This is a genomic window from Candidatus Eisenbacteria bacterium (assembly GCA_005893305.1).
In the GTDB taxonomy this organism is placed as follows: domain Bacteria; phylum Eisenbacteria; class RBG-16-71-46; order SZUA-252; family SZUA-252; genus WS-9.
In genome coordinates this window covers 17,659-42,363 of record VBOZ01000035.1, presented here as the reverse complement: position 1 = coordinate 42,363, position 24,705 = coordinate 17,659, and the positions used below count along the sequence as shown (strand labels likewise).

Here is a 24,705-nt window from a genome sequence, read left to right as displayed (position 1 = left end):
CTTCGTCTGTCCCCGTTTCCCTACGCTGGCATGACCCAGATCAGGTTTATAGGGTGTGATCTCAGGCCGGTGTTTTTCCGGCCACCCCTAACGGTTACCGGGAGGTTGAGGCGGAGCGGCGAAGTTGTCAAGGGGGTGGTTCCGTCACGGCTGGACGATCACAAAGCAGGCGTCCTGCCTGCGCGAGTGTTACGCTCGCGATATGTCCAACGCCGTGATCCTCGCGAACGGATTCCCGCCGAGCCGAGAGACTCTCACCCGCGCACTGGCTCGATCGTCCCTCTTTGTTTGCGCCGACGGAGGCGCGAACGTCGCGCGCGACTTCGGCCTGACGCCCCACGCGATCATCGGAGATCTCGACTCGGCGACGACCGAAACCCTGGCTCACTTCATCGACCTCCCGATCATCCGCGACGCCGACACGGAGCGCACGGATACCGAGAAGGCTGTGGAGTGGGTCTTCAAGCAAGGCACGTTCGACGTCGTCACATTGCTGGGCGCGAGCGCGGGCCGCCTGGACCACGTCCTCGGCCACGTCTCGCTCCTTCGCCGTCACCACGACCGGGCGCGGCTCATCTTGGAGGACGACAGCGGCCGAGCCTGGCTAGCACGCGGGACCGCCGCGATCGAAGGCAAACCGGGAGCGGTCGTTTCGTTTTTCGCGGTGGGAGAGCCTGCGGAAGGGGTCACGACGGATAATCTGCGATACAGACTGCGCGATTCGCGGCTCGAGATGGGAATCCAGGATTCGATCTCGAACGTCGTGGAGAGGAATCCCGCATCGATCCGGATCGCGCGCGGCGACCTTCTGGTGATCGAGCTTACGAAGACCTAGCGGGACCGCCCGGGGCGTCGGCGCCAAATACAGGCGATTGGCCGACGGCGCGGACGATGGTGATCGTGACGAGGGTGCCCAGCCCGTCGCCCCCGCTGTCCAGACGCACCCCCCCACCCATCATCTCGAGCAGCTCCTTCACGATGACCAGGCCGAGCCCTGAGCCACCGAATTTCCGCGTCGTCGACGCGTCAGCCTGCGAGAACTTCCGGAAGAGGCGCTCCCGCCTGTCGGCCGGGACTCCGATCCCGGTATCCTTCACGCGGATCTCGACGAACGGCGATCCATCCGGGGCGTCGACGCTGACCCGGACTTCGCCGCGCTGCGTGAACTTGATGGCGTTCCCGACGATGTTCATGAGCACCTGGCGAAGGCGGGACTCGTCCGCGGAAACCTTGAGGCCGTGCGGCGGCGGGGCGATGGCGAGCTGGAGGTGCTTCTCCAGGGCCTGGACCGCCAGCGTGCTCTGCACCTCGGCGAGGACGAACGCGAGATCGACCTCGCGCAGCTCGAGCTGAAGACGCCCGGCCTCGATGCGCGAGAGGTCGAGCACGTCGTTGATCAGATCGAGGAGATGGCGCCCGCTCCGGAGGGCATGTCCCAACAACTCCTTCTGTTCCTCCTCGCTCTCGCAGAGACCGTCCAGCACGAGATTCAGGAAGCCGATGATGGAGTTGAGCGGGGTCCGAAGCTCGTGCGACGTGTTCGCCAGGAACTCGTTCTTCAAGCGATCGGCGTTCATCAGCTCTTCGACGTAGAGCTCGAGCTGCGCGTTCTTGGCCTGGAGCTCCTCCTGCTGGTCCTGGATCGACTCGAGGAGGCGGACGTTCTGGATCGCAGTGCCCACCTGGTAGCTCACGGCGCGGAGGAGATCGGAGTTCCGCGCGCTCAGCTTCTCTCCCTCCACGCTCAGGATCGAGATGACCCCCACGATTTCGTCCAGCGCGAGAAGCGGCGCGTGCACGATCGTCGCGATGCTTCGGTCGAGAAGCTCCGATTCGGTGGTCTGCTCCCGCGTCTCGATCGTGCGCAGGACGGCCGGATTGACCGCGTCGGGAATCATGGTGGGCGAGAGCCGCAACGATCCACTCAGATAGCTGGCCTCCCCGGCGAGCGAAATGTGCGAGTGGGCCGCCTCGTAGCGGTGGATCCAGCAAGCATCGACCTCGAGTCGGTCGACGATCGAGCGCGCCACCGTGTTGAGCATTTCGTTCGGGTCGACGCTGCTGCCGGCGGCGACGGCGATCGAGGCGAAGGCTGCCAGCTCCGCCGCGCGGCGGCTCGACTCGGCCTCGATCCAGCGCTGCTCGCCCAGCTCGATCACCGTCGCCACGTAGCGGACCGGCCCTTTGCCGTCCGAGCCGACCGGGGTGATCGAGACCTTCATCGGGCTCGTGTCGCCGATCGAGGTCCGCATCTCCAGCTCGCCGTCCCACTGGTTGGAGCGGCTCAGCTCTTCGAAGATTCGATCCTCGAGATCCAGCGGGGCCTCGGGCGAGAGCAAACGTCGGAGAGACGAATCGGGAAGGATCGACGCGGCGATCCCGGTGAGCTCGGCCAACGCTTCGTTCGCGCGAATGATCCTTCGATCGCTGTCGAGGAGGAAGAGCCCGATCGGCGCGCGGTCGAAGAACTCCAAGAATGCCTCGCCCACCATGGGGATTGCGGCGGAAGGCGAATACCCTCGAATGGGCGGCACGGTCATGGTGCGCGATCTCCCGGTCCGGCGTAGCGACACGAATCCGAGGAAGTTATCGGCTCCGGGGAGGGCGATCTGGACGGGATTTTCGGGCTTTCCGGCCCGGCGAAGCGCGGTTATATTGCGGCCCGATGAGCAAGGTCACGGCGGGGGTTCTTGCCGGCATCGTTCTGGGGGCGCTACACGGCGTCTGGAGCGCCTGGGGTGATCCCAAGGCGATGGACGTCTTCACGACGATCCTCGGCCGCGCCTCGCAGGGGATCATCAACGGCGTTCTCGCCGCCTACGTGACGCGCGGGAACACGCCGCTCTGGCGCGGCGGCCTCTTGTCGGGCCTGATCGGACTCGCCCTCGGCGCGCTAGCCGGACTCCCCAGCCATTCCTGGGCGATGACGCTTCCCCTCGGAGCGGTCGTGGGGGTCGGCTGCGGTCTCGCGACCGCGGCGGTGAAGTCTAAGACCTAGCGCGAGGGCGCCGAGGAGGACCCGGCCGCCTTTGCCGGCTCCTTCCCGACCGCGACGCGCGTCCACGAGCCGGGCTTGAAATACTTCCTCGCGACGTCCAGCACCTCGCGCGAGGTCGTCTTCCGCACCAGATCCGGGTAGCGGTCCGCGTATTGATATCCGAGGCCCGCGCTCTCGAAGTAGCAGAGCCGCGCGGCGACCTGATCCGATCGCTGCGCCCCGAGATACCAGCGGGAGAGCAGCTTGTCCGCGGAGCGCTTCAGCTCTGCCTCGGGGAGCCCCGCCCGGAACGTCTCGTCGATGTCCCGAAGCACCCCCGTCGAAGCCATCGCGAAATTAGCGGGCGTGACGCCCATTTCGTTCTGGGCGGAGGATTGCCCCATCCGATCGGCCATGTAGAACCAGGAGCGGTAGGCGACGCCCTTCTCGTAGACGTACTTGAAGAACACCTTGTCGCCGATCAGCGCCGTCGCGAGGCGGAGGGGCACGTAGTCGGGGTCGCGCACGGAGCACGCGAGCCAGCCTGTGTTGTAGGTCACCTGCTCCTGCTCCTTGTCGATCAAGCTCGGCCGCTTCTCTTGGGCCGGCTCGTCCCGCACGTCGCCCACCGAGACCGCGGCGCCGCGCCGCAGCGTCGAGAAGGAGCCGCGGGCCAGCTCCAGCGCTCGGTCCGCGTCGAAATCGCCGACGATCGCCACGACCATGTTGGAGCCGCAGAACATGGTTTCATACGCCTTCCGGAGGTCCGGCGTCTGGATTTTCGCGAGCGAAGCTTCCTCCCCGATCACGAGGCGCCGGTAAGGTGAATGCTTGTAGAGCACCTTCGCGAACTCGAGGTTCGTGAGCTCGAACGGCCGGTCGCCGAGGCTCTTCACCTGACGGGTCAAGTCCTCGCGGACCTTTACGACCTCGGAAGCGGGGAAGGTCGGGTGGATCGTGACGTCCCGATAGATCTCCCACGCCTTCTCGAAATTGGAGGCGGGCGCCTGCCACGCGATCACCGCGTAGTCGGCCGCGCCGCTGGTCGTGAGGCGCATGCCGAGGGCGTCGGCCCGACTGGAGATGTCCTGCGCCGACATCGAGCCCGCGCCGCGGCTCAAGAGCGTGGCCGCCATGTTGGAGACGCCACCGAGTCCCTCCGGCTCGATCCACTGGCCGCCGCGCGCGACGGTCGACACGGCGACGACCGGCGTCGCGTGATCCTCCTTGAGAATGAGCGTGAGGCCGTTCGAGAGCACCTCGCGGCGGACGGGCCCTACGCTCGGACCTTGGGACGCGGCCACGGCCGGCCATCCGGTCCGCCACGGCGGGAGCATCGCCTCGATCTCCTCCGGCTTCGGGCCGGTCGTGCCTTCCGGCCTCACGACCGAGTAGGAAGCGAGATCGGCGGCAAGGTAGCGTGCGGCGACCCGCTGGAGATCCTCCGCCGTGACGCTATCCAAAAGCTTCGGCCAGAGCGCTTCGAGCGAGACATCCGACATCACGCCGAAGAGGCAGAGCCGCTCCGCGCGGTCGAAGACGGTCTGGGCGTCGAACGCGTAGTCGTGGAGGAGCGATGACTTCACCCGCGAAAGCTCCGCCGCCCCGACCGGCTCGGTCGCGATGCGGTGCAGCTCGTCCCGCACGATCCCGAACACGCGCGATTCCGACTCGGGTGGCATCTCGGCGGTGACCAGGAACATCCCAGGATCGCGGCGCACCTCGAAGTCCGCGCTGACGCTCGAGACCAGGTTCACCTTGTCCTTGAGCGCGCGATAGAGCCGCGACGAGGTTCCCTGCCCGAGGACGGCGGCGAGAACGGTCAGCGCGGGCGCGTCCGGATCGGAGTAGGGCGGAACGTGGAAGCCGAGGTGGGTCCAGGTATTCGGCGTCTTCATCGATTCGACACCCATGCGGAACTCGCGCTGCGGCCCTTCGGTCAGTCCCAGCTCGAAGTCATCCTGGCCCCGCTTGTATGGCGCGAAGGCGCGGCGCAGCTTCTCGCTCATCTCGGCGGTTTTGAAATCGCCCACCGCGGCGAGGATCATCTGGTTCGGGACGTATCGCTCCTCGTAGAAGGTGCGGAACGTCTGGAGCGAAGCGTGCTCGATGACCTCTTTAAGCCCGATCGTGTCCCGCTTGTACGGATGGTCGCGGAACATGAGCCGCTCGATCTGGTAGTAGACCTTGTAGTCGGGGCGGTCCTCGCCCTGGTTGTATTCCTCCATCACGACCTGCCGCTCTTTCGCGACCTTGGGCTGGGTCAACTTGAGACCCATCCACGCGTCGACCGACCGCCAGAGGGCTTCATCGAGGTTCTGGATCGGCGACGTGAACCCGTAGCAGGTGTAGTCGTTCGTCGTGTAGCCGCCGCTCTCCTCCCCGATCCGCTGCATCTCCCGGCGGAATTCCAGCTCCGCCTGCTTCGTGGAGCCGCCCCGGAAAATCAGATGCTCGTAGTAGTGGCTGAGGCCGGAGAGGCTGGGAGGCTCCGTGCGACTTCCCCCCTTCACGAAGATGCAGACTCCGACCAGCGGCTTCGAGTGATCCTCGACCAGGAGGACCTGGAGCCCATTGGGCAGGATTTCCTCGTGGACCGGCGCGGCCGGAGTGGAGATCGCCGCGGCGGTGGCGCTGGCGGGGCCGGCGCTCGGCGCGAGCGGACGGGGGCCGGCGACGGCGGGGGAGGCGAGCAGGAGTGCGCCGATCGCGCCCGCAAGCGCTAAGGGCGTGAGCAGACGGATCAGCGACCTCATGGTACCCCCCTATTTCTTCTGAAGCATCCCGACGATCTCCCCGGGCTCGGGGAACCGTCCCACCGACTTCTTGGAGAAGATGATCTTGCCGTCGACGGAGACGTCGAAGACTCCTCCGCCTCCGGGAACGAGCGTCGACTCAGCTCCGAAGTTCTGCTTCAGCTCGGCCGCCAAACTGGCAGCCCTCGGCTTGTAGTCTCACATCTCGCAATAGCGGATCTCGACTTTCATGGGGCACCTCGTGGGGAATGGGTGGTGGGGACGAATCGATTCTCCGCCCGTCCCCGCGACCTGTCAACCTGGGCGCTTCTCTTTGGGTGCGATCATCCGATCGATGGAAAGGTTGCCGCCGCCGCCGATGAAAAGCGCCAGCGCCATGCAGAACAGGGTCATTGGGTATTCGTATCCGTGCCCCCGCGTCGGGTCGCCGCCCCAATTCATGAAGAAGCCCCACTTCGCGTGGACGGCAACGGTTGCGTAGGCCATGTTGGCCATGAGGCCGAGCGCCGCGATCCGCGTGAGGAAGCCGAACAGCATCCCAAATGCCCCGAGGAACTCCGAAAAGGCCGCGAGGTAGGCAAGGGAGGCGGGCACGCCGGACCCAGCGAGGTACCCGACGAATCCATGGAGACCCGGACCGTGGTACATCCCGAGGACCTTCTGCGCACCGTGCATCCAGAAAACGTACGCGAGGCAAAGCCGGAGCGGGACCTGCCAGAATGTGCCCGTGGTGGAGAAGATCCATCTCATCGATGCCAGCTCCATCCGAGAGCTCGACGTAGCCCGGACCGGCAACCCTAACCCGACCGGCATCTAGGGGTATCACATCGATCCGCGAATGGCTACGGCGTGGGGAGATGGACCGTCCCGACCGAGAATCGCCACCGGACATGCCAGGAACTCTCCTCGGATGCGGGGCTGCCGACCCAGACAGGAAACGCCACGTCGATCGGCCCGTATCGGACGCCCACGCCGGCGTCGGCCAGAGTGCGCCCGACCAGCGGGCGAAGCGATGGGACCTTCCACCCGGCCTGCGTCGCTGAACAGGTACACGGGGTACTCCGCGTGCTCGATCTCGAGGGTGGCGGCGAGGAGGCGCTTCCCTAGGATTGCCCGGCCCGAGTAGCCGCGCGCCCCACCGCCTCCCGGAACGAGGAAGTGGTCGGACTCGCGGAGCGGGCCTCGATCGTTGGCGTAGAAGCGATCGAGCGCGTCGAGCCGGCTCTCCTCGGCGATGTCGAACTGAAGCTCGCTTGGCGCTTGGTTGAAGGCGGTGCCGGCCGCGATCCTCCACGACGCCTTGAGCCCACCGGGGAGCGGGCTCAGGTTCTGGTTCGCGGTCAGCCGAAGCCAGTTGTAGTTCCAGGTCGACAGAGGGTGATGCTGATCGGCGCCCACTGAAATTCCGCGTCGATACTCGATCTGAACACTTTCGCTGTGCCGCGGTCCGATCGTCTCGAGGCCGAGCGCCAGCCCCCCGTTCCACGTTTTTCCACTCGACCAGTATTGTGGGTCCACGGCCCTCAACTCGCTTCGATCGCGGTACTCGGCCGACAGCTTCCACGACCGGTACGGGTGGCGCCGCGCCGGCGCCATCGCGGTGTTCTCCGCGTGCAGACCCGCCCGGAAGAGCCCCTCATCGCGGGCGATGAGCGTCCGAAGACGGCTCCGTGCTCCCAGGACGCCGGCTCGTCCCCAAAGGCCGGCACGGTAGGCGACCGAGCCGTCTCGCGCGCCGTACGAGAGCCCGCCATCGAAACCATAGATTCCGCATGGGAAGTCCCCTGAAGGCAGATAGCGCCCGTCCATCCAGCCGCCCAAGCGAAGCCCCTCCTCGTCCCCGTGCCAGATCGTGGGCCCATACGAGACCCCGATTGCTTCCGCGGACGGGAACCCCGTGAGGAAATGAAATCGCATCGGCGGGAGCGTGCCGCTGCCGTTGTCGAGCCGGTCCATCTCGATGATCTCGTGGCGCGGATCGAGCCGCGCGCTTCGGAGCGGCGACCGGCTCTCAAAAACCGCCGGCGTCCTACGGTCCCGCGCCAGGATGCGGCGCTCCTGCCGCGTTCCGTCGGCGAACGTTGCCTCTACGGTCACCGGCAGAACCATCGCCTCCTTCCGGACCACGACGACCGAAGTTCGATAGTCCGCTCCCGCCCGCTCCCGGCGGATCGCGCCAAGCGCGAAGCTCGGGCGATCGATCGTCTCGACCCACGAGCGGAAAAACGGCGCCAGGTCCTGCCCCGTCGCGCCGTCGGCGGCGCGGATGACGTCCGGCGGCCGCGGATGGCGCAGAAGATTGCGTCGATAGTAGAGGTGGAGGAACTCCGTGAAGAGCGAATCGCCGACCATCCCGCGTAGCGTGTGGAGCATGCTCGCCGGCTTGGAATAAGCGGCCACTCCGTACGTGGGATAGCCGGGATGTCCGTCCGCGGGCGTCGCGATGGGCCGCTCGTCCCTGGCCCAAGCACGCGCGAGGTAGGACTGCTCGTCCAAATCCAAGGCCGAGATCCGGCCCACCCACGGGAACCGATCGACATGACGGAACAGACCGTGGGGATACTTGGCATCGGTGTAGTCGTGCTCGATGTACTGCGTGAAACCCTCGTCCATCCACGGGTGAGCGCGCTCGTCACTGCCGAGCATGCCGTAGAACCATTCGTGCCCCACCTCGTGCGCGTTCGTGTCGTCCAGACTGCGGACGAGCCCCGAGTTCATGGCCGGCTCGTCCATGACCAGCATCGGGTACTCCATCGCGCCCCCGCCGCAGAAGGCCTCCGTCGCGGTGAATCGGGGCCACACGTAGGGCCCCACGACTCTCGTGTGGTGCCGCAGCGCGTCGACCGTCTGGGCCTTGATCTCGCGCCACTTCGCGGCGTCCTCCCGGAACACGAGCGCGCTGACCTCGATGCCGGCCCACGTCGTGTCGCTCCCCACGTAGTCGGGACACGCGACCCAGGCAAAGTCGTGAACGCGCTCCGCCCGGAACCGGAGCGTCTTGAGCGAAGGGAGGATCGTGTCGCGCGGTCCGGCTTTCGCCGCGAGCGCGCGAAGCGTGTCTTGGACCGCGAGGTCGCGGGCCGCGAGGATCAGTCGAAGGGGCCCCGGTCTCCCCGCCGCGTCGGCTTCCTCGAGAGCGACCCCCTTCGCGTCTTTCCAATGATACGAGTAGTGGACCGGCGAGCCCCGCGGAACCCGGAGCGTCGCGTGTCCTTGGCGCGGCACCGCGATCGTGACCGGCGGCGAGCCGTGCGGCAGCTCGAGATCTGTTTCCACGTCCAGCGTCCCCGCGGGCCACCGGCCTGCCAACGAATCCGCGAGCACTACCCCCATCGACACCGTGACGCTGTCGCGAGGCGTTTCGGCCGGGAATCGCGGGATTTCGTTGTCGCCGCCCTCGGCTCCGCAAGGAACACCGGTGGCGCCGACCCAGAGGCGATCCGGCAGCGTGACCGTGACGTCGTACGTCGCGTACTCGCCGTAGAACTCCGACATGAAGTGGAACGGGTCCAGGTGCCACCCCAGGTCGTCGTAGACCACGACCTTGGGGTACCACTGGGCGATCGAGTACGCGTTTCCGGTGTGGCCGAAGCGGTCGAATTGCTTGGGGATCTGAACCGTGAAGTGGAGCCGGAGCGCGACGGAGTCGCCGGGAGCGAGCGGATGAGGGAGATCGACGCGCGCGAGCGTCTCGTTCATGACGATCCGCGCCGGAGCGCCGTCGGCGGTGACCGAGTCGATCGTCATCCAGCCGCGCTCGGAAGGTCGCGCGAAGCGGATGTCGTATTTCTCCGCCTGGCGTTCCCCCTCCCGCGCGTAGATCGTCCGCGGGCCCGAGAACGCGTTGGGATAGGCGTGGAAATGAATCGCGGGGAGGGCGCTGTCGGCGCCGCTTCGATACCGGATCGTGGTCCAGCCGTCGAGCCGGTTACGCCCGGTGTCGAGCCGAACGTCGATCGTGTAATGGAGTCCGGGCGCGGTCACCACCGCGGCCTGCGCCGGGAGGGCTACCGCAAGACCGAGCGCGGCGAAGAAAACAACGCCGGTCTTCAGACCGTCACGTCCTCCACGATGCGAGCCGCCGCGGGGACCCCGTCTCCGAACAGGGTGTAGGGAGAAACCGCGGCCACACGCATGCGGAAGGTGTCGCCGACCTTTTCGTCGCGGTGCGGAAAGACCGCCGTCTTGAATTGGAGCGTCTTCCCGAACCACTGTACGGGATCCCGCCTCGCGGGTCCCTCGACCAGCACCTCCACCTCGCTCCCGACGGCAGCGGCGTTGATCTCGAGCGAAGTTTCCTTCTGCTCGTCGATCAGGGTCGAGATGCGGCGCGCCTTCTCCTCCTCGTCCACCGTCTCCGGCCACTCCGCGGAGCGCGCCCCCGGCCGCGGCGAGTACTTGAAGACGAACGCCGCGTCGTAGCGGATCCGGCGCATCACGTTCCGCGTCGTCTCGAAGTCCTCGACCGTCTCGCCCGGGAAGCCGACGATGATGTCGGTCGTGAGCGCGAGTCCAGGGATCGCGGCGCGCAGCTTGCCGACCAGCGTATCGTACTGGGCGATCGTGTAGATCCGGCGCATCCGATCGAGCACCGAGTCGGAGCCCGATTGGAGCGGTAGATGCACTTGAGGGCAGACCTTGGCGCAGGTCGCGATCGCCTCGACCGCCGCGTCGGTCATGTCGGCGGGGTGTGGCGAGGTGAAGCGGATGCGCTCGATTCCGGGGATTCGGTCGGCGCGGCGCAGGAGCTCGGCGAAGTCGACGTCTCCGTCGCGATAGGCGTTGACGGTCTGCCCGAGAAGAACGATTTCCTTGAACCCCTCCGCGGCGGCGTGCTCGATCTGCTTGATCACGTCCTCGACGGGGAGGCTTCGCTCGCGCCCGCGCACGTATGGAACGATGCAGAAGGCGCAGAACTTGTCGCACCCGCGCATGATGCTGATCCAGGCGCGGACTCCGTCGGCACGGGCGGGAGCGAGATCGGCGTAGGTCTCATCCCGACTCAGACGCGTGGCCAGGGTCGGCTCCTCGCGCGCCTGATCGATGAGAAGGGGAAGGTCGCGGTACGCGTCCGGGCCTACAACCAAGTCGAGCTGCGACACGCGCTCGAGGAGACGTCCCTTCAAGTGCTGGGCCATGCACCCCGCGACGCCGAGGACGACTCCGGGGCGGCGATGCTTGTGCCGGCTCAGCTCGCCCAGGCGCCCGTAGATGCGTTGCTCGGCATGCTCGCGGATGGCACAGGTGTTGACGAGGATCACGTCGGCTTCGGCGGGCTGATCGACCCGCTCGTAGCCCGCGGCGCGGAATTGACCGAGCATCAGCTCGGAGTCGGCCACGTTCATCTGGCAGCCGTAGGTCTCGATGTAGATCCGACGCGCCATGGCGGGTGATTATACTGGCCGGGCCTCGGAGCGCGGAAGGGGTTCGATCTGCTACTATCGCCGCCATCATGAGTATCAAGTCCGACAACTGGATCTGCCGGATGGCCGCCGAGAAGAGAATGATCGAGCCGTTCGAGCCCACTCAGGTCCGGGGCGCGGACGATAAACGGATCGTCTCCTACGGCACCTCGAGCTACGGCTACGACGTGCGATGCGCCGGCGAGTTCAAGGTCTTCACCAACATCAACTCGACTGTCGTCGATCCCAAGAAGTTCGACGAGAAGAGCTTCGTCGATGTCCACGCCGACGTGTGCATCATCCCGCCGAACTCCTTCGCCCTCGCGCGCACGGTCGAATACTTCCGCATTCCAAGAAGCGTGCTCGTAATTTGTTTGGGCAAAAGCACTTACGCGCGTTGTGGGATCATATTGAACGTAACGCCCTTGGAGCCGGAGTGGGAAGGTCACGTGACCTTGGAGTTCTCCAATACGACGCCGCTGCCCGCGAAGATCTATGCAAACGAGGGCGCCGCGCAAATGATCTTCTTCGAATCCGATGAGGTCTGCAAAATTTCTTACAAGGATCGGGGCGGAAAGTACCAGGGGCAGAAGGGCGTCACGCTGCCGAAGGCGTAGAGGGCCGGCCCGTTTTCGCGCGTGTCGCTCGGACGCCGGCGCCCAAGATGCGAGCGCCGGCGCCGCACCGCGAAGAGCTAGAAAATCCCTCCGGTCACTCCCAGGTACAGATTCGCATCGGAGACGAGCTGGATTCCGTTCACGCGCTGATAGACCGGAATCTGCACGAGCCCATAGATCGACGCGCGCGAGCCTGTCGAGACGCGGAGCCCCGGAGATAGATAGAGCCACGAGCCCCCGGTGTCCTCCTCCTCCAAACCGCTCGCGCCCACATCGTCCTTCCCTTTAACGCGGAAGTTGGCCTGCCCGAGCACCGCGACGGTCCGCCCGATCGGAAGCTCGCTCGCCAGGTGGGCCTGCACCTGGGAGCCGATGCGGTATTCCTCGGTTCCGCGGCCGTTCAACCGGCCCGTGACGCTCAGCCGAAGCGGGATACTCCCCGAGTCGTCGGCCCGCGTCCCGCCCACGCGCCACTCGGACCCGGCACCGACGAGGAAATCCCATGAGCCGGAACCCGGCCTCGCCGCCGGCTCCGGCTGATCCCCCGCCTCGTTCCGGACGTCCGTGACGCCGGTCGGCATCTTGACGCCGGCCGTGGCGAAGTAGCGGCTCCGGCCTTCGCCGCCTCCAAACGCGCGCAGCCCGTCGACCTCCAGATCGCCGATCCCGTTGTACTCCCAGCGCTCGTACTCGGGGGCGCCCAGGTGGTTGTGGATGTGCGCGTGAAATCGCTCGATGTACGGGAGCGCCGCCGAAACCGACCAGGCGCCGGCGAAGCGGTACGACGCCCGCCCGGTCGTGGCGCGGTTCAAGGTGCGGATCTCGTCGTGATGGCGAGGGAGCGCTCCCACGGAAGCATCGTCGTTCCCGACACGAGGCTGGTTCTGATCGATGTACTGATACGAGACGTCAAATGAGAATGGCGCCTCCGACCACCTACTCGCGTGGTCGAGCGGGCAATTCTCCGCGCCGCAGCTCGCGAGCGCGGCCGCGGGGAGCGCGAACGCGAGCGCGGCGGCACAAAGCAACATCAGGCGCCGATACATGGCGTGATTCCTCCTTGGAGTGATGAACGTGGTGCCGGTGTTCCGAGTTTGAAACGAAGCGGAGGCCGCGCTAGGCGCGAGGAGGAGGAACCAGAGGCCGGGCTACGAGGGAGATGCCGCGCGCATCAAAACCCGGAAACGCGCGACGCGTGAAGGAAGCGGGCGCCAGGCCAATGACCTGGGCCGTCACCGTGGGATCGAGCTGAACCGGCGTGACCTGCGCCGTTTGGTCTTGGCAGCCGCCCGCGATCATCCAGGGTCCGGACCCGCTCCGGGTCGCGTCGGCGCCCCAGCACCCACCGCCCATCGTGCAGACGTGACCCGCCATACAGCAGGACTTGGGAGCGCAGCAGGCCATCGGCCCGCCGTGGCCCTGGGCCGTTGCCCGGGGCGCCTGGAGGGGGACATGGGCCGCGATCAGGAGCGCAGCCAAGATGCAGCGAGCCAGCGTTAGTGCCATTCGGGACATGATACCCTAGGGGATTCTGGGGCGCGAGGGCCTGCCCCGGTCAAGACGCGGAGGGCAGCGGAATGGCAAGATCGCAGGTCTCGGTGGTGACGGTCATTGGCGCGGGGATCATGGGGCGCGGAATCGCCCTCGCCTCCGCACGATCGGGATACGAGACGCGGGTGATCGAGCCGGACGAGAATGCGACCCAGTCGGCCCGGGAAGAGGTCGCGAAGATCCTGGCGCGCGCGCAGGAGAAGGGCGAGATCGATGCGGCCGCGGCCTCAGCGGCGACGGCGCGGCTCGCGTGGGCCAAGACGCCGGACGCGGCGAAGGGATCCGACCTCGTCGTGGAAGCGGCGCCGGAATCGGTAGCGCTCAAGGCCGACATCTACGCGAAGCTCGCGCGGCATCTGGGGCCCGACGCGGTCCTCGCGACGAACACGTCGTCGCTCAGCATCACCGAGCTCGCGGCCACGAGCGGCCGGCCCGCTCGATTCCTCGGCATGCACTTCTTCAATCCGGTCCACCGCATGCGATTGATCGAGCTCGTGCGGGGATTGGAGACGACCGATGAAACGGTGGCGATCGCGGAGGAGGTCTCCCGCGCCATGAAGAAGGAAACGGTGCTCGTGCGAGAGTCCCCCGGCTTCGTCACGTCACGGATCAACGCCCTGATCGGAAACGAGGCCTTCGCGATGCTGGAGTCGGGGGTCGCTTCGGCCCGCGACATCGACAAAGCCCTTAAGCTCGGGCTCAACCACCCGATGGGTCCCTTCGAGATGGTCGACCTCGTCGGGCTGGACACGCGGCTCAGCATCCTGGAATATTTGCAGCGGACCCTGGGCGAAAAGTTCCGCCCTTCCCCGCTCCTCGTGCAATACGTGAAGGCTGGGCGCCTGGGCCGCAAGGTCGGCCGCGGCGTCTACGACTACCCGGAGTGACCCGGAGGATCTCTTGAATCCAAGCGACACGATGCCGGCCCCGCTGCTTGCGTCCGGCGGCAAGCTCCTGATCGGCGCCGAGTGGCGGGAGGCGGTCTCGGGAAAGCGCTTCCGCACGCTGAATCCGGCGACGGCGGAGCCGATCGCCGAGATCGCCGAGGGTGACGCCGCCGACATCGACCTCGCGGTTCAGGCCGCGAAGCAGGCGCTCGCCGGGCCGTGGGGGAAGATGTCCGCGGCCGATCGCGGGAAGATTCTCTGGCGCCTCGGCGACCTCCTGATGAGGCACGTCGAGCAGGTCGGCCGCCTCGAGACGCTCGATACCGGGAAGCCGATTACCGAGTCAACCAAGATCGACGTCCCGCTCGCGGCCGACGTGTTCTACTACAACGCGGGCGCCGCCACGAAGCTCGAGGGGAGCACGATCCCGGTGAGCGGCCCCTTCTTCAACTACACCCTCCGCGAGCCGCTCGGCGTCGTGGGGCTCATCGTCCCTTGGAATTTCCCGCTCCTGATCGCGTCGCGGAAGGTGGCGCCCGCGCTCGCCGCCGGCAACTGCGTCGTCTTGAAGCCCGCCGAGGAGACGCCGCTGACAGCGTTGCGTCTGGGAGAGCTCGCGCTCGAAGCCGGTCTTCCGCCCGGGGTCCTGAACGTCGTTCCCGGGTTCGGCCCCACCGCGGGCGCCGCCCTCGTCGCGCATACCGGTGTCGCGGGGATCGCCTTTACCGGCGAGACCACCACCGGCCAGCTCATCATGCAGAACGCTGCGAAGACGCTGAAGAAGGTCTCCCTCGAGCTGGGCGGAAAGTCGCCCAACATCGTGTTCGACGACGCCGACCTCGAGGCCGCCGGTCGCGGCGCGATGAGCGCGATCTTCTACAACAAGGGCGAGGTCTGCACCGCCGGCTCGCGCCTCTTCGTCGCGAAGGACGTACACCAAGCCCTCCTCGAGAAGGTCGTCGAGCGCTCCCAGAAGCTCGTGCAGGGCGACCCGCTGGATCCGAAGACGCGGCTCGGGGCCCAGGTGTCCCAGACCCAGATCGACAAGATCGGACGTTACGTCGAGATCGGAAAGAAGGAAGGGGCGAAGCTCGTGCTGGGCGGGGAGCCGGCCAAGATCGGCGACGGTCGGGGTTATTTCTGGAAGCCGACGATCTTCGACGGCGTCCGTAATTCGATGACGATCGCCCGCGAGGAGATCTTCGGGCCGGTCCTCTCCGTGATCGAGTTCGACGATTTCGATTCGGCGATCGCGCAGGCGAACGACTCCGCCTACGGGCTCGCCGCGGCCGTCTGGACCCGCGACATCAAGAAGGCCCACCGCGCCGCGCGCGCCCTCCACGCGGGGACCGTCTGGATCAACACCTTCAATCTCTACGACGCCGCCTCGCCGTACGGCGGCTACAAAGCCTCCGGCTTCGGCCGCGAGTCGGGGATGGCCGGGCTCGACTTCTACACCCAGACCAAGAGCGTCTGGGTCGACTTGAGCTAGAAGCCTTGTCGGAGATCCTCGTCGAGCGGAAGGGCCCCACCGCTCTCATCACCCTCCAACGCCCCGATTCCCTGAACGCGCTCACGGTCGAGATGAGCCGCGAGCTGCGCGGCGCGGTCGAGGGCGCGGCGGGCCTCTCGGGGGTGCACGCGATCGTCATCACGGGCGCGGGCCGGGCCTTCTCTGCCGGGGGCGACATCACGTTCATGCAGGAGGTCATGTCGAAAGGCGGGCGCTTCGAGGACTTTCGCGCGCTCGTCGACTCGGGACGCGAGATCGCGCTCGCCCTCCAGGCGATCGACAAGCCGGTGATCGCCGCAGTGAACGGCGCGGCCGCGGGCGGCGGGATGAGCCTCGCGCTCGCCTGCGATGTGCGCTGGGCCTCGGAGAACGCCAAATTCGGTCAGAGCTTCGTCCGGATCGGCCTCCACCCGGATTGGGGCGCGCTTCATGCGCTCCCGCGCATGATCGGGACCTCCCGCGCGCTCGAGGCCATGTGGACCGGAGACTTGATCGAAGCCTCGGAGGCGCACCGCCTGGGGATCGTGAGCCGGGTGCTTCCGGCCGACATGCTGATGCGCGAGACGCTGGCCTTCGCCGAGCGCCTCGCGCGGGGACCCGCGGTCGCGATCGGCGAAATCAAGCGCTCCGTCCGTAGATCGCTCGGGTATACTCTCGAGCAAGCTCTCGCGCGGGAGATCGAGGCCCAGGAGACATGCTGGAACACCTCGGATGCCCGCGAGGGATTCGCCGCCTTTCTCGCCAAGCGCGAGCCCCGATTCGAGGGGCGTTGACCCTACGACCGATATGACCCCGACACGCAAGGAGGTACCACCCGTGACCCCCGAGACCATGTCGCCACCGTCGAGCGACCTCTGCCGTTACCGAGTCGAGAGCGGCATCGCCGTCCTCGAGCTGAACGATCCGCCGGCCAACACGTACACCTACGAGATGATGCGCGCATTGGACGAGGCGATCTTGAAGGCGCGTTTCGACGAGAAGGTGCACGTCATCCTGCTGCGCGGCGCGGGAGACAAGTTCTTCTGCGCTGGCGCGAACATCAAGATGCTCCAGACCGTGGACCCGGTCTTCAAGTACTTCTTCTGCCTCCACGCGAACGAGACGTTGAATCGCCTGGAGCAGACGCCGAAGCTGGTGATCGCGGCCCTCAACGGTCACTGCGTGGGCGGCGGCTTGGAGATCGCGATGGCTGCGGATATCCGGCTCGCCAAGAAGAACGCGGGAAAGATCGGCCTCCCCGAGGTCACGCTCGGCGTGCTCCCCGGCACCGGCGGCACGCAGCGCCTCGCGCGCTTGATCGGCAAGGCCCGTTCGATCGAGCTCATGGCGACCGGCGCGACGTTCGCGTTCGAGGACGCACACGCGATGGGCCTCGTGAACCACATCTTCGAGGCGGAGAGCTTCGACGCGAAGGTGATGGAGTACGCGCGGCAGTTCCTCCCGCCCGCCAAGGCCTCGAAGGCCGTGGGCCGCATCAAGCGCGCCGTCCAATCCGGCCTCGAAGTTTCGTTCAGCGAGTCCCTGGCGATCGAGCGTGAGCTCCAGCAGCAGCTCTTCACGAGCGAGGACGCCAAGGAGGGACTCACCGCCTACGTGGAGAAGCGCCCCGCGAAGTTCAGCGGCAAGTAGGAACGGGGCGCGCGTGACGCCCACCCTCGCCCCGCGCGAGCGGATGGTGCTCCGGGCGGCCCGTGAAATTCAGGAGGGGGAGACCGTGTTCGTCGGAACGCGTCTCCCCCTTCTCGCTTATCTGGTCGCGAAGGCGACCCACGCCCCAGGCGCCGTCGCCCTCTACGAGAACGGCCTGATCCGCGAGGAAGCGGCCCGCGAGCTCCTCTTCACGATGGGCGATCCCCCGAACATCCTCGGCGCGACCAGCGCGACATCGACGCTCGACGTGATGGGCATGATGCAGGCGGGCCGCGTCGATCTCGGGCTCCTCGGCGCGGCGGAAGTGGACCGGTTCGGGAATCTGAACTCCACCGAAGTGGTGGACGACGCCGGGAGGCCGGTGCGGCTCCCGGGGAGCGGCGGCGCCGCGGACATCATGGCGCTGGCGCGCCGCACGGTGGTGCTGGTCCCCCAGGAGAAACGGCGCCTCGTCGAGGCGGTCCACTTCCGGACCTCCCCCGGGCGGGGCGACGGCCCGGGGTTTCGCGAGCGCGTCGGCCTTCCTCCGGGAGGGCCGAGCGCGATCATCACGACGCACGCCGTCTTCCGCTTCGACCACAAGATCGCAGAGGCCTACCTGGCGGAGCTCTTCGAGGGGGTGAGCGTGGATCACCTGCTCGTCCGGATGGGATGGGCCCCGCGGATCGCGCAGCCCGTCGGGATGACCAAGCCGTTCTCAGAGGAGGAGATCGGCGCGCTCCGGCGCCTCGACCCTGACGGTTTCTGGACGGGCTCGGGGGATTCAGATATAGTCGCGCGTCCTCGCAGCAACTGACGAAAGGGGGAACACATGAAGCGCGCACTTGCACTCGCACTCCTCGCACTCGCGGTGGGCGCCGGGGCGGCCCAGGCCGCGGGACCCGGGGTCGGCATCGGTCCTTACGGCGGCTACAACATCGCCCTCATCCAGCAGGACACCGGAAACGGATCCGTGTTCGGCGTCCGGGCGCCGGTCAATCTGATTCCGCTGATCACTGTCGAGCCGTACTACGCCACGTCCAACCTGGGCGACGTGACCGAGAAGTTCGGAGGCCTCTCCTACACGCGCACCGGATTCGACATGAAGGCGTTCGGAGCGACCGCGATCCTCGGCTCGGTCGGCGGAGGCGGGTTGAAGTTCTACCCGTACGCCGGCATCGGCTCCTACAAGATGACGCGGACCGGCAGCGACGACATCAAGGAGACCGGTTACAACTTCGGGCTCGGCATCGGCGTTCCCGCGGGTCCCAAGATGTCGGTTCAGATGCGCGGCGGGCTCGACATGATCGTGACCGGCGACACGTCCCGGAAGTTCGCGAGCGCGACGATCGGGATCAACTACAACCTGATGAGCGGCAAGTGAGGAGGAGCGCCATGAAGAACTTGCGTTGGATCGTCCCAGCGCTGCTCTTGGCGGTCGCCGCCCCGGGCTGCGTCCTGGTCTCGGGACAGTTCCTGATCGATTTCAACCTCGAAAATTTCACCACGTCGACGGATACGGTGGTCACGAGGGAAGATGTCGACCTCACGACCAAGAGCGATTATCAGGACCACAAGGATGACCTAAAGGGGTTGTCCGACGTCGCCGTCCTGGGGAAGGTCACGAACAACGGCGCCACGGCCATCGGCGTCGAAGTCTGGATGACCGCCGGCCCGACGGCCTACCTCACGCCCGGTCAGGTGACAGCCGGCGGAACCAAGCTCTGGGGGCCGTTCAACCTCGCGGCCGGCGCCTCGAAGCAGGTCGGTTGGGACGAATCGGCCAAGCTGTTCAGCTCGGCCGGAAAGGCCCTTCTCCTCAACGAGATCAAGGGCGACGGCCAGTTCACGATCTACGCGATCGCGGACACCGGCACCTACACGTTCACCGTGGACAACGGAGTGCTGGCGCTGGTCATCGACTTCGGGAAATAGGACAGGATCAACATTCGACGACCAACACGCCGGTTCCGTTGAGTTGGTCACGCTTGAGCTGGTCCAGCCCCTGGTTCGCTTCCGCCAGGGGGAACGGCGTGACGCGCGGACGGAGTGAAATCGCGGCCGCTTCCTTGAGGAGCGCCTCTCCGTCCGCGCGCGTGTTGGCCGTCACGCTCCGCAAATTCCGCTCGTAGAAGAGCTCCCGCTCGTAGTCAAGCGCCGGGATCGGACTGAGCCAGATCCCGGCGACCGCAAGGGCGCCGCCCTTCTCGATCGATCGTAGCGCCACCGGCACGAGCTCCCCCGCCGGGGCGAAGAGGATCCCGCCGTCCACCTTGACCGGGAGGGGATCAGCCGCTCCGCCCACCCAGGTCGCACCCATCTCGCGCGCCAGCGCTTGGTGCTTCTCACCCCGGGTCGCGACGTAGACGCGGCAACCTCGCGCAAGCGCGATCTGGATCGTAATGTGAGCGCTCGAACCGAAGCCCCAAACTCCCAGCGTCCCCCCTCGCGGGACCTCCGCCCGCATGAGCGCCCGATAGCCGATGATTCCCGAGCAGAGGAGCGGCGTCGCCTCCGCGTCGGCGAATACCGGCGGAATCGCGTACGCGAACGCCTCGGGTACGACGGCGTACTCGGCATAACCGCCGTTCGCGTGGTAGCCCGTATAGAGCGACGACTCGCAGAGATTTTCCTTGCCAGCCGAGCAGTAGGCGCACTTCCCGCAAGCGTGGCGCAGCCACGCGATCCCGATCCGATCGCCGACGCGAAATCGCTTCGCCCCTGGACCGGCACGGTCGACGATCCCGACAACCTGGTGGCCGGGAATGAGCGGAAGGCGTTTGGCGGGGAGATCTCCCTCGATCACGTGGAGGTCGGTCCGGCAGATCCCGCAGGCGCGGACGCGGACCCGAACTTCACCGGAACCAGGCTGGGGTTCGGCGGTCTCGAGGAGGGCGAGGGGCGAGGATGAGATCGGGGCGGGGCGATCGAGGATCATGGCCTTCATGGTCCGAGGATACATGGGCGCGGCCCCGCGTGGCTTTGTCGAGTGGGCCAGCCCTGATCGAGGCGGCTATCCCTTCCAGGTTACTCCTAGCGCCCGCATCATCCCGCGCGCTTTGACGAGAGTCTCCTCGTACTCGGCCTCGGGGGTCGAGTCGGCCACGATGCCGCCGCCGGCGTGGAACGTGGCCGCTCCGCCGGCCGCGACGATGGTCCGAATGGCGATGTTCCAGTCGCAGTCGCCCGAGACATCCCAGTAGCCGATGGCGCCGGTGTAGACGCCTCGCTGCACCGGCTCCAGGTCATCGATGATCTCGACGGCGCGGATCTTGGGGGCTCCGGTGATGGAGCCGCCCGGGAAGAGCGCTCGGATGAGATCGACCGGCGTGACCCCGGGCCTGACGCGACCCTCCACGCGTGAGACAAGGTGGTGAACGTTCGAGTGGCTCGAGATCTCGAAGAGCGCTGGAACCCGGATCGAGCCGATTTCGCAGATCCGGCCGAGGTCGTTTCGCTCGAGGTCGACGATCATCACGTTCTCGGCTCGGTCCTTTGGGCTCACCCGAAGGGCGGCCTGGAGCTCCTGGTCCTCTGTGGGAGTCGCGCCCCGGGGCCGCGTGCCCTTGATCGGCCAAGTTTCGATCCGATCGCCCTCGATACGGAAGAATCTCTCTGGAGAAGAGCTGGCGATCCCACCGTCAGTGAGGGAGAGGTACGCAAGGAACGGCGCGGGCGACACCTCGCGGAGCGACCGATAGAGCTCGGGCAGCGGTGGCGCGGGCTCCACGAGGAATCGCTGAGCCAGATTCACCTGATAGATATCCCCGGCCGCGATGTGCTCGAGCGCGCGCTCGACCATCCGAAGATAGGCGTCGCGGGTGAAATTGGAGGTGACGCCTGGTTGGTGGAGGCGCGCGATCGGCGCGGAGGCGCTGCGCGGCGCGGCGGATTGACTGCGCGTCGCGGCGCTTGACTGGGCAGGCTCCAATATCCCCCACTGGTTGAGAAGCCGCTCCCGAGCCCGCGTTTCACCAATGCCGGCATCCCTCTCGGGAAGTCCCGTGGAGACGCACCACGCCTCCCCGGTTCCGCGATTCCAGGCCCAGACGACGTCGTAGAAACCGAGGGAAAGATCGGGGAGATCGATCTCGCGCGCCGCGTTCCGGGGATAGCGCTCGATCCAATCTTTCAGCTCGTAGGCGAGGTATCCGGCGAGCCCCGAGGTGAAGGGGACGGGCGGCCGCGGCTCGAGCGTCGCCGCTTCGGGCCACGCCTGGGCCAGCGCGACCAAAGGATCCCCCTCGAGCGTCTCGACCCGCGAGCCCTCCACGCGCCGCAGCGCGCCATCGCGAAGCTCCAATCTCCAGACGGGATCGAACGCCAGGATCGTCCACTCGCTGCCCACGCCGACCGCCCCGCCGCTCTCGAGGAAGAGCGTGTCCGGGAGATCCTCCACCGCGGCGAGCGCTCGCAGAGGATTCCAGCCGGACGGGATAGCGCGCACGCACGGCACAACGACCGGCGCGACGCGGAAGGTTGAATCCTCTGCGGCCTCGACGAGCCCCGCATCGACAGCCCCCGACGCCCTAGTAGCCATAGTCGACCGGCTCGGCGAAGTGGTGCTCCATCGGGATGAGCGACGCGACGCGCTCGTTCCCGAGGTGCGCTAAATAGCCGCCGAGATCCTTAACGCCATCCACCCACTCCGCGCGCCACGAGGCGTAGCCATCCTCGGTCTTCGTGCGGCGATGGTAGTCGGCATACGCTTCATGGTCGCGGCGGTAATAGCCCTGGACCGGCGACGGGTGCGCGCCCCACCGCGCCTCGCAGACAGCCGCCACGACCAGGCCGGGTACGACGACCCGGTTGGGGTCGCGCCGGATCTGCTCCGGGGTCACGATCTCCTCGGCGGTCACGATCACGGCGCGCGAGGCTCGGGCTGCGTCCGCCGTGATGCCGAGGCTCCCCCACATCACAGAGTTCCCGTGTGGATCCGCGCGCTGGACGTGGACGATCGTCACGTCGGGCTGAAGCGGCTTCACGGCGAGGATCGGCCCGCCCCCGAGCGGGTTCTCGATCGGGGCAAGCCAGGGGTTCCGCCCGACCAATTCCGAGCCCAGCGCTGAGCGCGTCGGGAGAAACGGCGCCCCGATCGCCGCGGCGTGGAGCGACTGGGCCAGCGTGAAGTTGGAGAACTCGACGACCTCGAGCGCGCGCGGCTTCCCCTGCTCGGCGGCCCGCCGGAAGCAGTAGGCCGAGCCCATCATGACGTTGCCTACCCAAGCCGCGGCGACCCGCTGCGCGAGCCCGGCGCCGATCAGCTGATCGAAGGCGATGTCCGAGACCGGTCCCACGAGGGTGAGATCGCCGATCCGCTGCCGGATCATCTCGTGCGCCGCCGCGAACGGGATCATCTGCTCGAGACAGGTGCCGAGCGCGACGGTCGCGCCGCCTGAGACGTGGCGCCGGATCGCGTCCGCGAGCGGCATCACCTTGTCGCGCGCCGGGTAGTGCGGGAGCGCATCCGACCGCGACGGCGGCCGCCAGGGGTAGAGGTCGTCCATGCGGACGACGGGTTCCGGTGTCATGGAGGCGGGAAGTATAGCGCGCCCCGCGGGCGTTGGCCCCTCCTGGGCGTGGGGCCTCTGCGGGCGTGGGGCCTCCCGGCGCGGTTACCTCTTCTCGGGCTTTTCCTTCAAGAAGGTCTTCACGATTATGAAGATGACGGCCGCGATGATGACGAAGTCGATGAATGCCCCGATGAAGTCGCCGACCGCGAACTTGATGTTTCCGACTTGGATGACCGCTTCGCGCCAGTTTCCCTGCGGCGTGAGCGCGCCGATGATCGGCATGATGAGGTCGGCGACGAGCGCGGTCACCAGCTTGCCGACGGCGCCGCCGATCACGACCGCAACCGCCAACCCGACGACGTTGTGCTGTTTCAGGAACGCCTTGAACTCACCGAGCATGGATCCACCCCCTCCATGAAGCCCGCGCAATGCCCCGCGCACGAAGCACCGTAGCGCGCGGCGGGGCCGGTCAATCCGGCGTACGGCGGTACCTTAGCGCGTTGTGCTACGCTTGGCCATGTTTCGGTGGATCGACACTATTTTCCCTCGGCGGGCGCTCTTCCAGCGGGACCGGCGGCTGCTTCACCTCTTCCTCGGCCGGATCCTCGCCTCGGTCGGCTTCTCGATCGTCATCCCTTTCCTGAGCCTCTACCTCCACGGCACGCGCGGCGTGCCGATGAGCGCGGTCGGGGGCGTGTTCTTCATCGCGGCGTTGGCCGGCGCGGTCGGCCAAATCGTCGGCGGAGAGCTGAGCGACCGCCGCGGCCGCAAATTCGTGCTCGTCTCCTCGCAGCTCATCCGGGTCGTGGCCTTCTTCGGCTTTGGACTTGCCGTGATCGCGCGGGCCCCTTTCGTCGTATTCGCGCTCCTTACCTCGGTGAGCGCGTTCGCGGGCCGCATGTTCGAGCCGCCCTCCGGCGCCATGATCGCGGACATCGCCGATGGGCATCGCCGCGCCGAGTACTACGGTGTGCTCCGGATCGGCGGAAACCTCGGCTGGGCGTTGGGGCCGGCCCTGGGAGGGTTTCTCGCGGCCCTTTCCTATTCTTCCCTTTTTCTCATCGCGGCGTGCGTGCTTCTCGCCGGCGCCGTCGTAATGGCCCTGAAGGTAGAGGAGACGTCGCCGCGGCATCGCGCCCGCACGAGCGAGGCCACCCCCGTCTCCGCGCCGGTCCCGGAGGTGGGCCCTCCCACGACCCTGGGGAAATACCGGTTCCAGGACGTCGTCGAGACGCTGCGCGACAAGGTGTTCCTCCGCTATTGCCTCGTCTCGCTCGTCCTCTTCACAGTGACGTCGCAGCTCATCTCGACCCTCTCCGTCTATGCGGTGGAATGGGCCGGACTCTCCAAGGTGGATCTCGGCTTCCTCTACGCGCTCAACGGTCTGATGGTGGTCTTCCTCCAGTTCCCGGCGGTGCGGCTCACCGCCTCTATGCGCTTGACGTCGGCACTGGCGCTCGGCGCCGTGCTCTACGGAATCGGATACGGGATGATGGGGCTCGGAGGCGGCCTGGCGTTCCTCTCCGCGGCGATGTTCGTGACGACGCTGGGCGAGATCGTCGCCACGCCGCCATCGCTCAACCTCGTGGCCAACTTCTCAGGCGAGGCGACCCGGGGGCGCTACATGGGAATCTTCGGGCTGTTCAACTCGTTCGGATGGTCGATGGGCCCTCTCGTAGGCGGGGTGCTCCTCGACCTGACGCGGGGGAGGCCGATGGTGTTGTGGGGTACGATCACGGGGATCGCGTTCCTGGCGGCGGCCGGGTTCCTGGACGTGAGGCGCCGCATCGACACGGCCACCGATCGCAACGTGGAGGCAGCGGGCACGCGGGCCGCGATGGCCTGACCCGCTTTTGGAAA

The 24,705-nt window shown here is 67.0% G+C and carries 23 protein-coding genes and 1 riboswitch; of the genes, 11 read left to right on the top strand and 12 right to left on the bottom strand.

The window, feature by feature from the left end:
* Positions 1-99: riboswitch (TPP riboswitch) on the bottom strand.
* Positions 100-202: 103 nt separating this feature from the next.
* Complete coding sequence (locus E6K79_11455) at positions 203-835, top strand: thiamine diphosphokinase (GenBank protein TMQ62865.1); 633 nt, start codon at positions 203-205, stop codon at positions 833-835.
* Here the strand turns inward: E6K79_11455 and E6K79_11450 are convergent.
* Positions 822-2,540, bottom strand: a complete 1,719-nt coding sequence (locus E6K79_11450; protein TMQ62864.1) for a PAS domain S-box protein — start codon at positions 2,538-2,540, stop codon at positions 822-824. The genes E6K79_11455 and E6K79_11450 overlap by 14 nt on opposite strands.
* A 125-nt stretch (positions 2,541-2,665) precedes the next feature.
* On the opposite strand from E6K79_11450, the gene E6K79_11445 reads away from it, so the two are divergent.
* Positions 2,666-2,998 (top strand): hypothetical protein, encoded by a 333-nt coding sequence (locus E6K79_11445; protein ID TMQ62863.1) that lies wholly within the window; start codon positions 2,666-2,668, stop codon positions 2,996-2,998.
* Here E6K79_11445 and E6K79_11440 read toward each other — a convergent pair.
* From E6K79_11440 to miaB, 5 genes are all read right to left on the bottom strand, one after another.
* Positions 2,995-5,733 (bottom strand): insulinase family protein, encoded by a 2,739-nt coding sequence (locus E6K79_11440; GenBank protein ID TMQ62862.1) that lies wholly within the window; start codon positions 5,731-5,733, stop codon positions 2,995-2,997. The genes E6K79_11445 and E6K79_11440 overlap by 4 nt on opposite strands.
* Before the next feature lie 9 nt (positions 5,734-5,742).
* A complete protein-coding gene (locus E6K79_11435; protein ID TMQ62861.1) occupies positions 5,743-5,907 on the bottom strand; it encodes a SelT/SelW/SelH family protein in 165 nt (54 codons plus the stop codon).
* A gap of 120 nt (positions 5,908-6,027) precedes the next feature.
* Positions 6,028-6,546, bottom strand: a complete 519-nt coding sequence (locus E6K79_11430) for a DoxX family protein (protein TMQ62860.1) — start codon at positions 6,544-6,546, stop codon at positions 6,028-6,030.
* 9 nt (positions 6,547-6,555) lie between these two features.
* The gene (locus tag E6K79_11425; protein ID TMQ62859.1) at positions 6,556-9,717 is read right to left on the bottom strand and encodes a M1 family metallopeptidase; all 3,162 of its coding nucleotides are present in this window, start codon (positions 9,715-9,717) and stop codon (positions 6,556-6,558) included.
* Between the two features lie 65 nt (positions 9,718-9,782).
* Positions 9,783-11,117, bottom strand: coding sequence for a tRNA (N6-isopentenyl adenosine(37)-C2)-methylthiotransferase MiaB (miaB, locus tag E6K79_11420; GenBank protein TMQ62858.1), 1,335 nt, complete (start codon positions 11,115-11,117; stop codon positions 9,783-9,785).
* 68 nt (positions 11,118-11,185) lie between these two features.
* Between miaB and E6K79_11415 the strand changes: the two genes are divergently transcribed.
* Positions 11,186-11,752: a dCTP deaminase gene (locus E6K79_11415; protein ID TMQ62857.1), complete on the top strand. Its 567-nt coding sequence runs from the start codon at positions 11,186-11,188 to the stop codon at positions 11,750-11,752.
* 77 nt (positions 11,753-11,829) lie between these two features.
* Here the strand turns inward: E6K79_11415 and E6K79_11410 are convergent, their stop codons facing one another.
* Both E6K79_11410 and E6K79_11405 read right to left on the bottom strand, forming a co-directional pair.
* Positions 11,830-12,798 (bottom strand): hypothetical protein, encoded by a 969-nt coding sequence (locus E6K79_11410; protein ID TMQ62856.1) that lies wholly within the window; start codon positions 12,796-12,798, stop codon positions 11,830-11,832.
* A 70-nt stretch (positions 12,799-12,868) separates the two neighbouring features.
* Positions 12,869-13,258, bottom strand: coding sequence for a hypothetical protein (locus tag E6K79_11405; GenBank protein TMQ62855.1), 390 nt, complete (start codon positions 13,256-13,258; stop codon positions 12,869-12,871).
* Between the two features lie 71 nt (positions 13,259-13,329).
* Between E6K79_11405 and E6K79_11400 the strand changes: the two genes are divergently transcribed.
* Genes E6K79_11400 through E6K79_11370 form a run of 7 tightly spaced genes read left to right on the top strand, consistent with a single transcriptional unit; the run spans position 13,330 to position 19,267 of the window.
* Positions 13,330-14,190 (top strand): 3-hydroxyacyl-CoA dehydrogenase, encoded by an 861-nt coding sequence (locus E6K79_11400; GenBank protein ID TMQ62854.1) that lies wholly within the window; start codon positions 13,330-13,332, stop codon positions 14,188-14,190.
* Positions 14,191-14,221: 31 nt separating this feature from the next.
* Positions 14,222-15,682: an aldehyde dehydrogenase family protein gene (locus tag E6K79_11395; GenBank protein TMQ62910.1), complete on the top strand. Its 1,461-nt coding sequence runs from the start codon at positions 14,222-14,224 to the stop codon at positions 15,680-15,682.
* The gene (locus E6K79_11390) at positions 15,664-16,476 is read left to right on the top strand and encodes a hypothetical protein (GenBank protein ID TMQ62853.1); all 813 of its coding nucleotides are present in this window, start codon (positions 15,664-15,666) and stop codon (positions 16,474-16,476) included. Before E6K79_11395 ends, E6K79_11390 begins: the two co-directional genes overlap by 19 nt.
* A gap of 58 nt (positions 16,477-16,534) precedes the next feature.
* Positions 16,535-17,332, top strand: coding sequence for an enoyl-CoA hydratase/isomerase family protein (locus E6K79_11385; GenBank protein ID TMQ62909.1), 798 nt, complete (start codon positions 16,535-16,537; stop codon positions 17,330-17,332).
* A gap of 43 nt (positions 17,333-17,375) precedes the next feature.
* A complete protein-coding gene (locus E6K79_11380) occupies positions 17,376-18,149 on the top strand; it encodes a CoA-transferase (GenBank protein ID TMQ62908.1) in 774 nt (257 codons plus the stop codon).
* A gap of 15 nt (positions 18,150-18,164) precedes the next feature.
* Positions 18,165-18,716, top strand: coding sequence for a hypothetical protein (locus E6K79_11375; protein ID TMQ62852.1), 552 nt, complete (start codon positions 18,165-18,167; stop codon positions 18,714-18,716).
* A gap of 11 nt (positions 18,717-18,727) precedes the next feature.
* Positions 18,728-19,267, top strand: a complete 540-nt coding sequence (locus E6K79_11370) for a hypothetical protein (GenBank protein TMQ62851.1) — start codon at positions 18,728-18,730, stop codon at positions 19,265-19,267.
* 7 nt (positions 19,268-19,274) lie between these two features.
* Here the strand turns inward: E6K79_11370 and E6K79_11365 are convergent, their stop codons facing one another.
* From E6K79_11365 to mscL, 4 genes are all read right to left on the bottom strand, one after another.
* On the bottom strand, positions 19,275-20,279 hold the full coding sequence (locus E6K79_11365; protein TMQ62850.1) for a zinc-dependent alcohol dehydrogenase family protein: 1,005 nt from the start codon (positions 20,277-20,279) through the stop codon (positions 19,275-19,277).
* A 66-nt stretch (positions 20,280-20,345) separates the two neighbouring features.
* Positions 20,346-21,872, bottom strand: a complete 1,527-nt coding sequence (gene pabB, locus E6K79_11360; GenBank protein ID TMQ62849.1) for an aminodeoxychorismate synthase component I — start codon at positions 21,870-21,872, stop codon at positions 20,346-20,348.
* Positions 21,862-22,839 (bottom strand): CoA transferase subunit A, encoded by a 978-nt coding sequence (locus E6K79_11355; GenBank protein ID TMQ62907.1) that lies wholly within the window; start codon positions 22,837-22,839, stop codon positions 21,862-21,864. The genes pabB and E6K79_11355 overlap by 11 nt, the downstream gene beginning before the upstream one ends.
* Positions 22,840-22,947: 108 nt before the next feature.
* Positions 22,948-23,244, bottom strand: coding sequence for a large conductance mechanosensitive channel protein MscL (mscL, locus tag E6K79_11350; GenBank protein TMQ62848.1), 297 nt, complete (start codon positions 23,242-23,244; stop codon positions 22,948-22,950).
* A 118-nt stretch (positions 23,245-23,362) separates the two neighbouring features.
* Between mscL and E6K79_11345 the strand changes: the two genes are divergently transcribed.
* A complete protein-coding gene (locus tag E6K79_11345) occupies positions 23,363-24,691 on the top strand; it encodes an MFS transporter (protein ID TMQ62847.1) in 1,329 nt (442 codons plus the stop codon).
* The last annotated feature ends 14 nt before the right edge of the window (positions 24,692-24,705 follow it).

Excerpts from the sequence above, each read along its gene's own strand:
- E6K79_11455 (TMQ62865.1), top strand. The coding sequence starts at position 203 with ATGTCCAACGCCGTGATCCTCGCGAACGGATTCCCGCCGAGCCGAGAG.
- E6K79_11450 (TMQ62864.1), bottom strand. The coding sequence starts at position 2,540 with ATGACCGTGCCGCCCATTCGAGGGTATTCGCCTTCCGCCGCAATCCCC.
- E6K79_11445 (TMQ62863.1), top strand. The coding sequence starts at position 2,666 with ATGAGCAAGGTCACGGCGGGGGTTCTTGCCGGCATCGTTCTGGGGGCG.
- E6K79_11440 (TMQ62862.1), bottom strand. The coding sequence starts at position 5,733 with ATGAGGTCGCTGATCCGTCTGCTCACGCCCTTAGCGCTTGCGGGCGCG.
- E6K79_11430 (TMQ62860.1), bottom strand. The coding sequence starts at position 6,546 with ATGCCGGTCGGGTTAGGGTTGCCGGTCCGGGCTACGTCGAGCTCTCGG.
- miaB (TMQ62858.1), bottom strand. The coding sequence starts at position 11,117 with ATGGCGCGTCGGATCTACATCGAGACCTACGGCTGCCAGATGAACGTG.
- E6K79_11415 (TMQ62857.1), top strand. The coding sequence starts at position 11,186 with ATGAGTATCAAGTCCGACAACTGGATCTGCCGGATGGCCGCCGAGAAG.
- E6K79_11410 (TMQ62856.1), bottom strand. The coding sequence starts at position 12,798 with ATGTATCGGCGCCTGATGTTGCTTTGTGCCGCCGCGCTCGCGTTCGCG.
- E6K79_11405 (TMQ62855.1), bottom strand. The coding sequence starts at position 13,258 with ATGGCACTAACGCTGGCTCGCTGCATCTTGGCTGCGCTCCTGATCGCG.
- E6K79_11400 (TMQ62854.1), top strand. The coding sequence starts at position 13,330 with ATGGCAAGATCGCAGGTCTCGGTGGTGACGGTCATTGGCGCGGGGATC.
- E6K79_11395 (TMQ62910.1), top strand. The coding sequence starts at position 14,222 with ATGCCGGCCCCGCTGCTTGCGTCCGGCGGCAAGCTCCTGATCGGCGCC.
- E6K79_11385 (TMQ62909.1), top strand. The coding sequence starts at position 16,535 with ATGTCGCCACCGTCGAGCGACCTCTGCCGTTACCGAGTCGAGAGCGGC.
- E6K79_11380 (TMQ62908.1), top strand. The coding sequence starts at position 17,376 with ATGGTGCTCCGGGCGGCCCGTGAAATTCAGGAGGGGGAGACCGTGTTC.
- E6K79_11375 (TMQ62852.1), top strand. The coding sequence starts at position 18,165 with ATGAAGCGCGCACTTGCACTCGCACTCCTCGCACTCGCGGTGGGCGCC.
- E6K79_11370 (TMQ62851.1), top strand. The coding sequence starts at position 18,728 with ATGAAGAACTTGCGTTGGATCGTCCCAGCGCTGCTCTTGGCGGTCGCC.
- E6K79_11365 (TMQ62850.1), bottom strand. The coding sequence starts at position 20,279 with ATGAAGGCCATGATCCTCGATCGCCCCGCCCCGATCTCATCCTCGCCC.
- pabB (TMQ62849.1), bottom strand. The coding sequence starts at position 21,872 with ATGGCTACTAGGGCGTCGGGGGCTGTCGATGCGGGGCTCGTCGAGGCC.
- E6K79_11355 (TMQ62907.1), bottom strand. The coding sequence starts at position 22,839 with ATGGACGACCTCTACCCCTGGCGGCCGCCGTCGCGGTCGGATGCGCTC.
- mscL (TMQ62848.1), bottom strand. The coding sequence starts at position 23,244 with ATGCTCGGTGAGTTCAAGGCGTTCCTGAAACAGCACAACGTCGTCGGG.
- E6K79_11345 (TMQ62847.1), top strand. The coding sequence starts at position 23,363 with ATGTTTCGGTGGATCGACACTATTTTCCCTCGGCGGGCGCTCTTCCAG.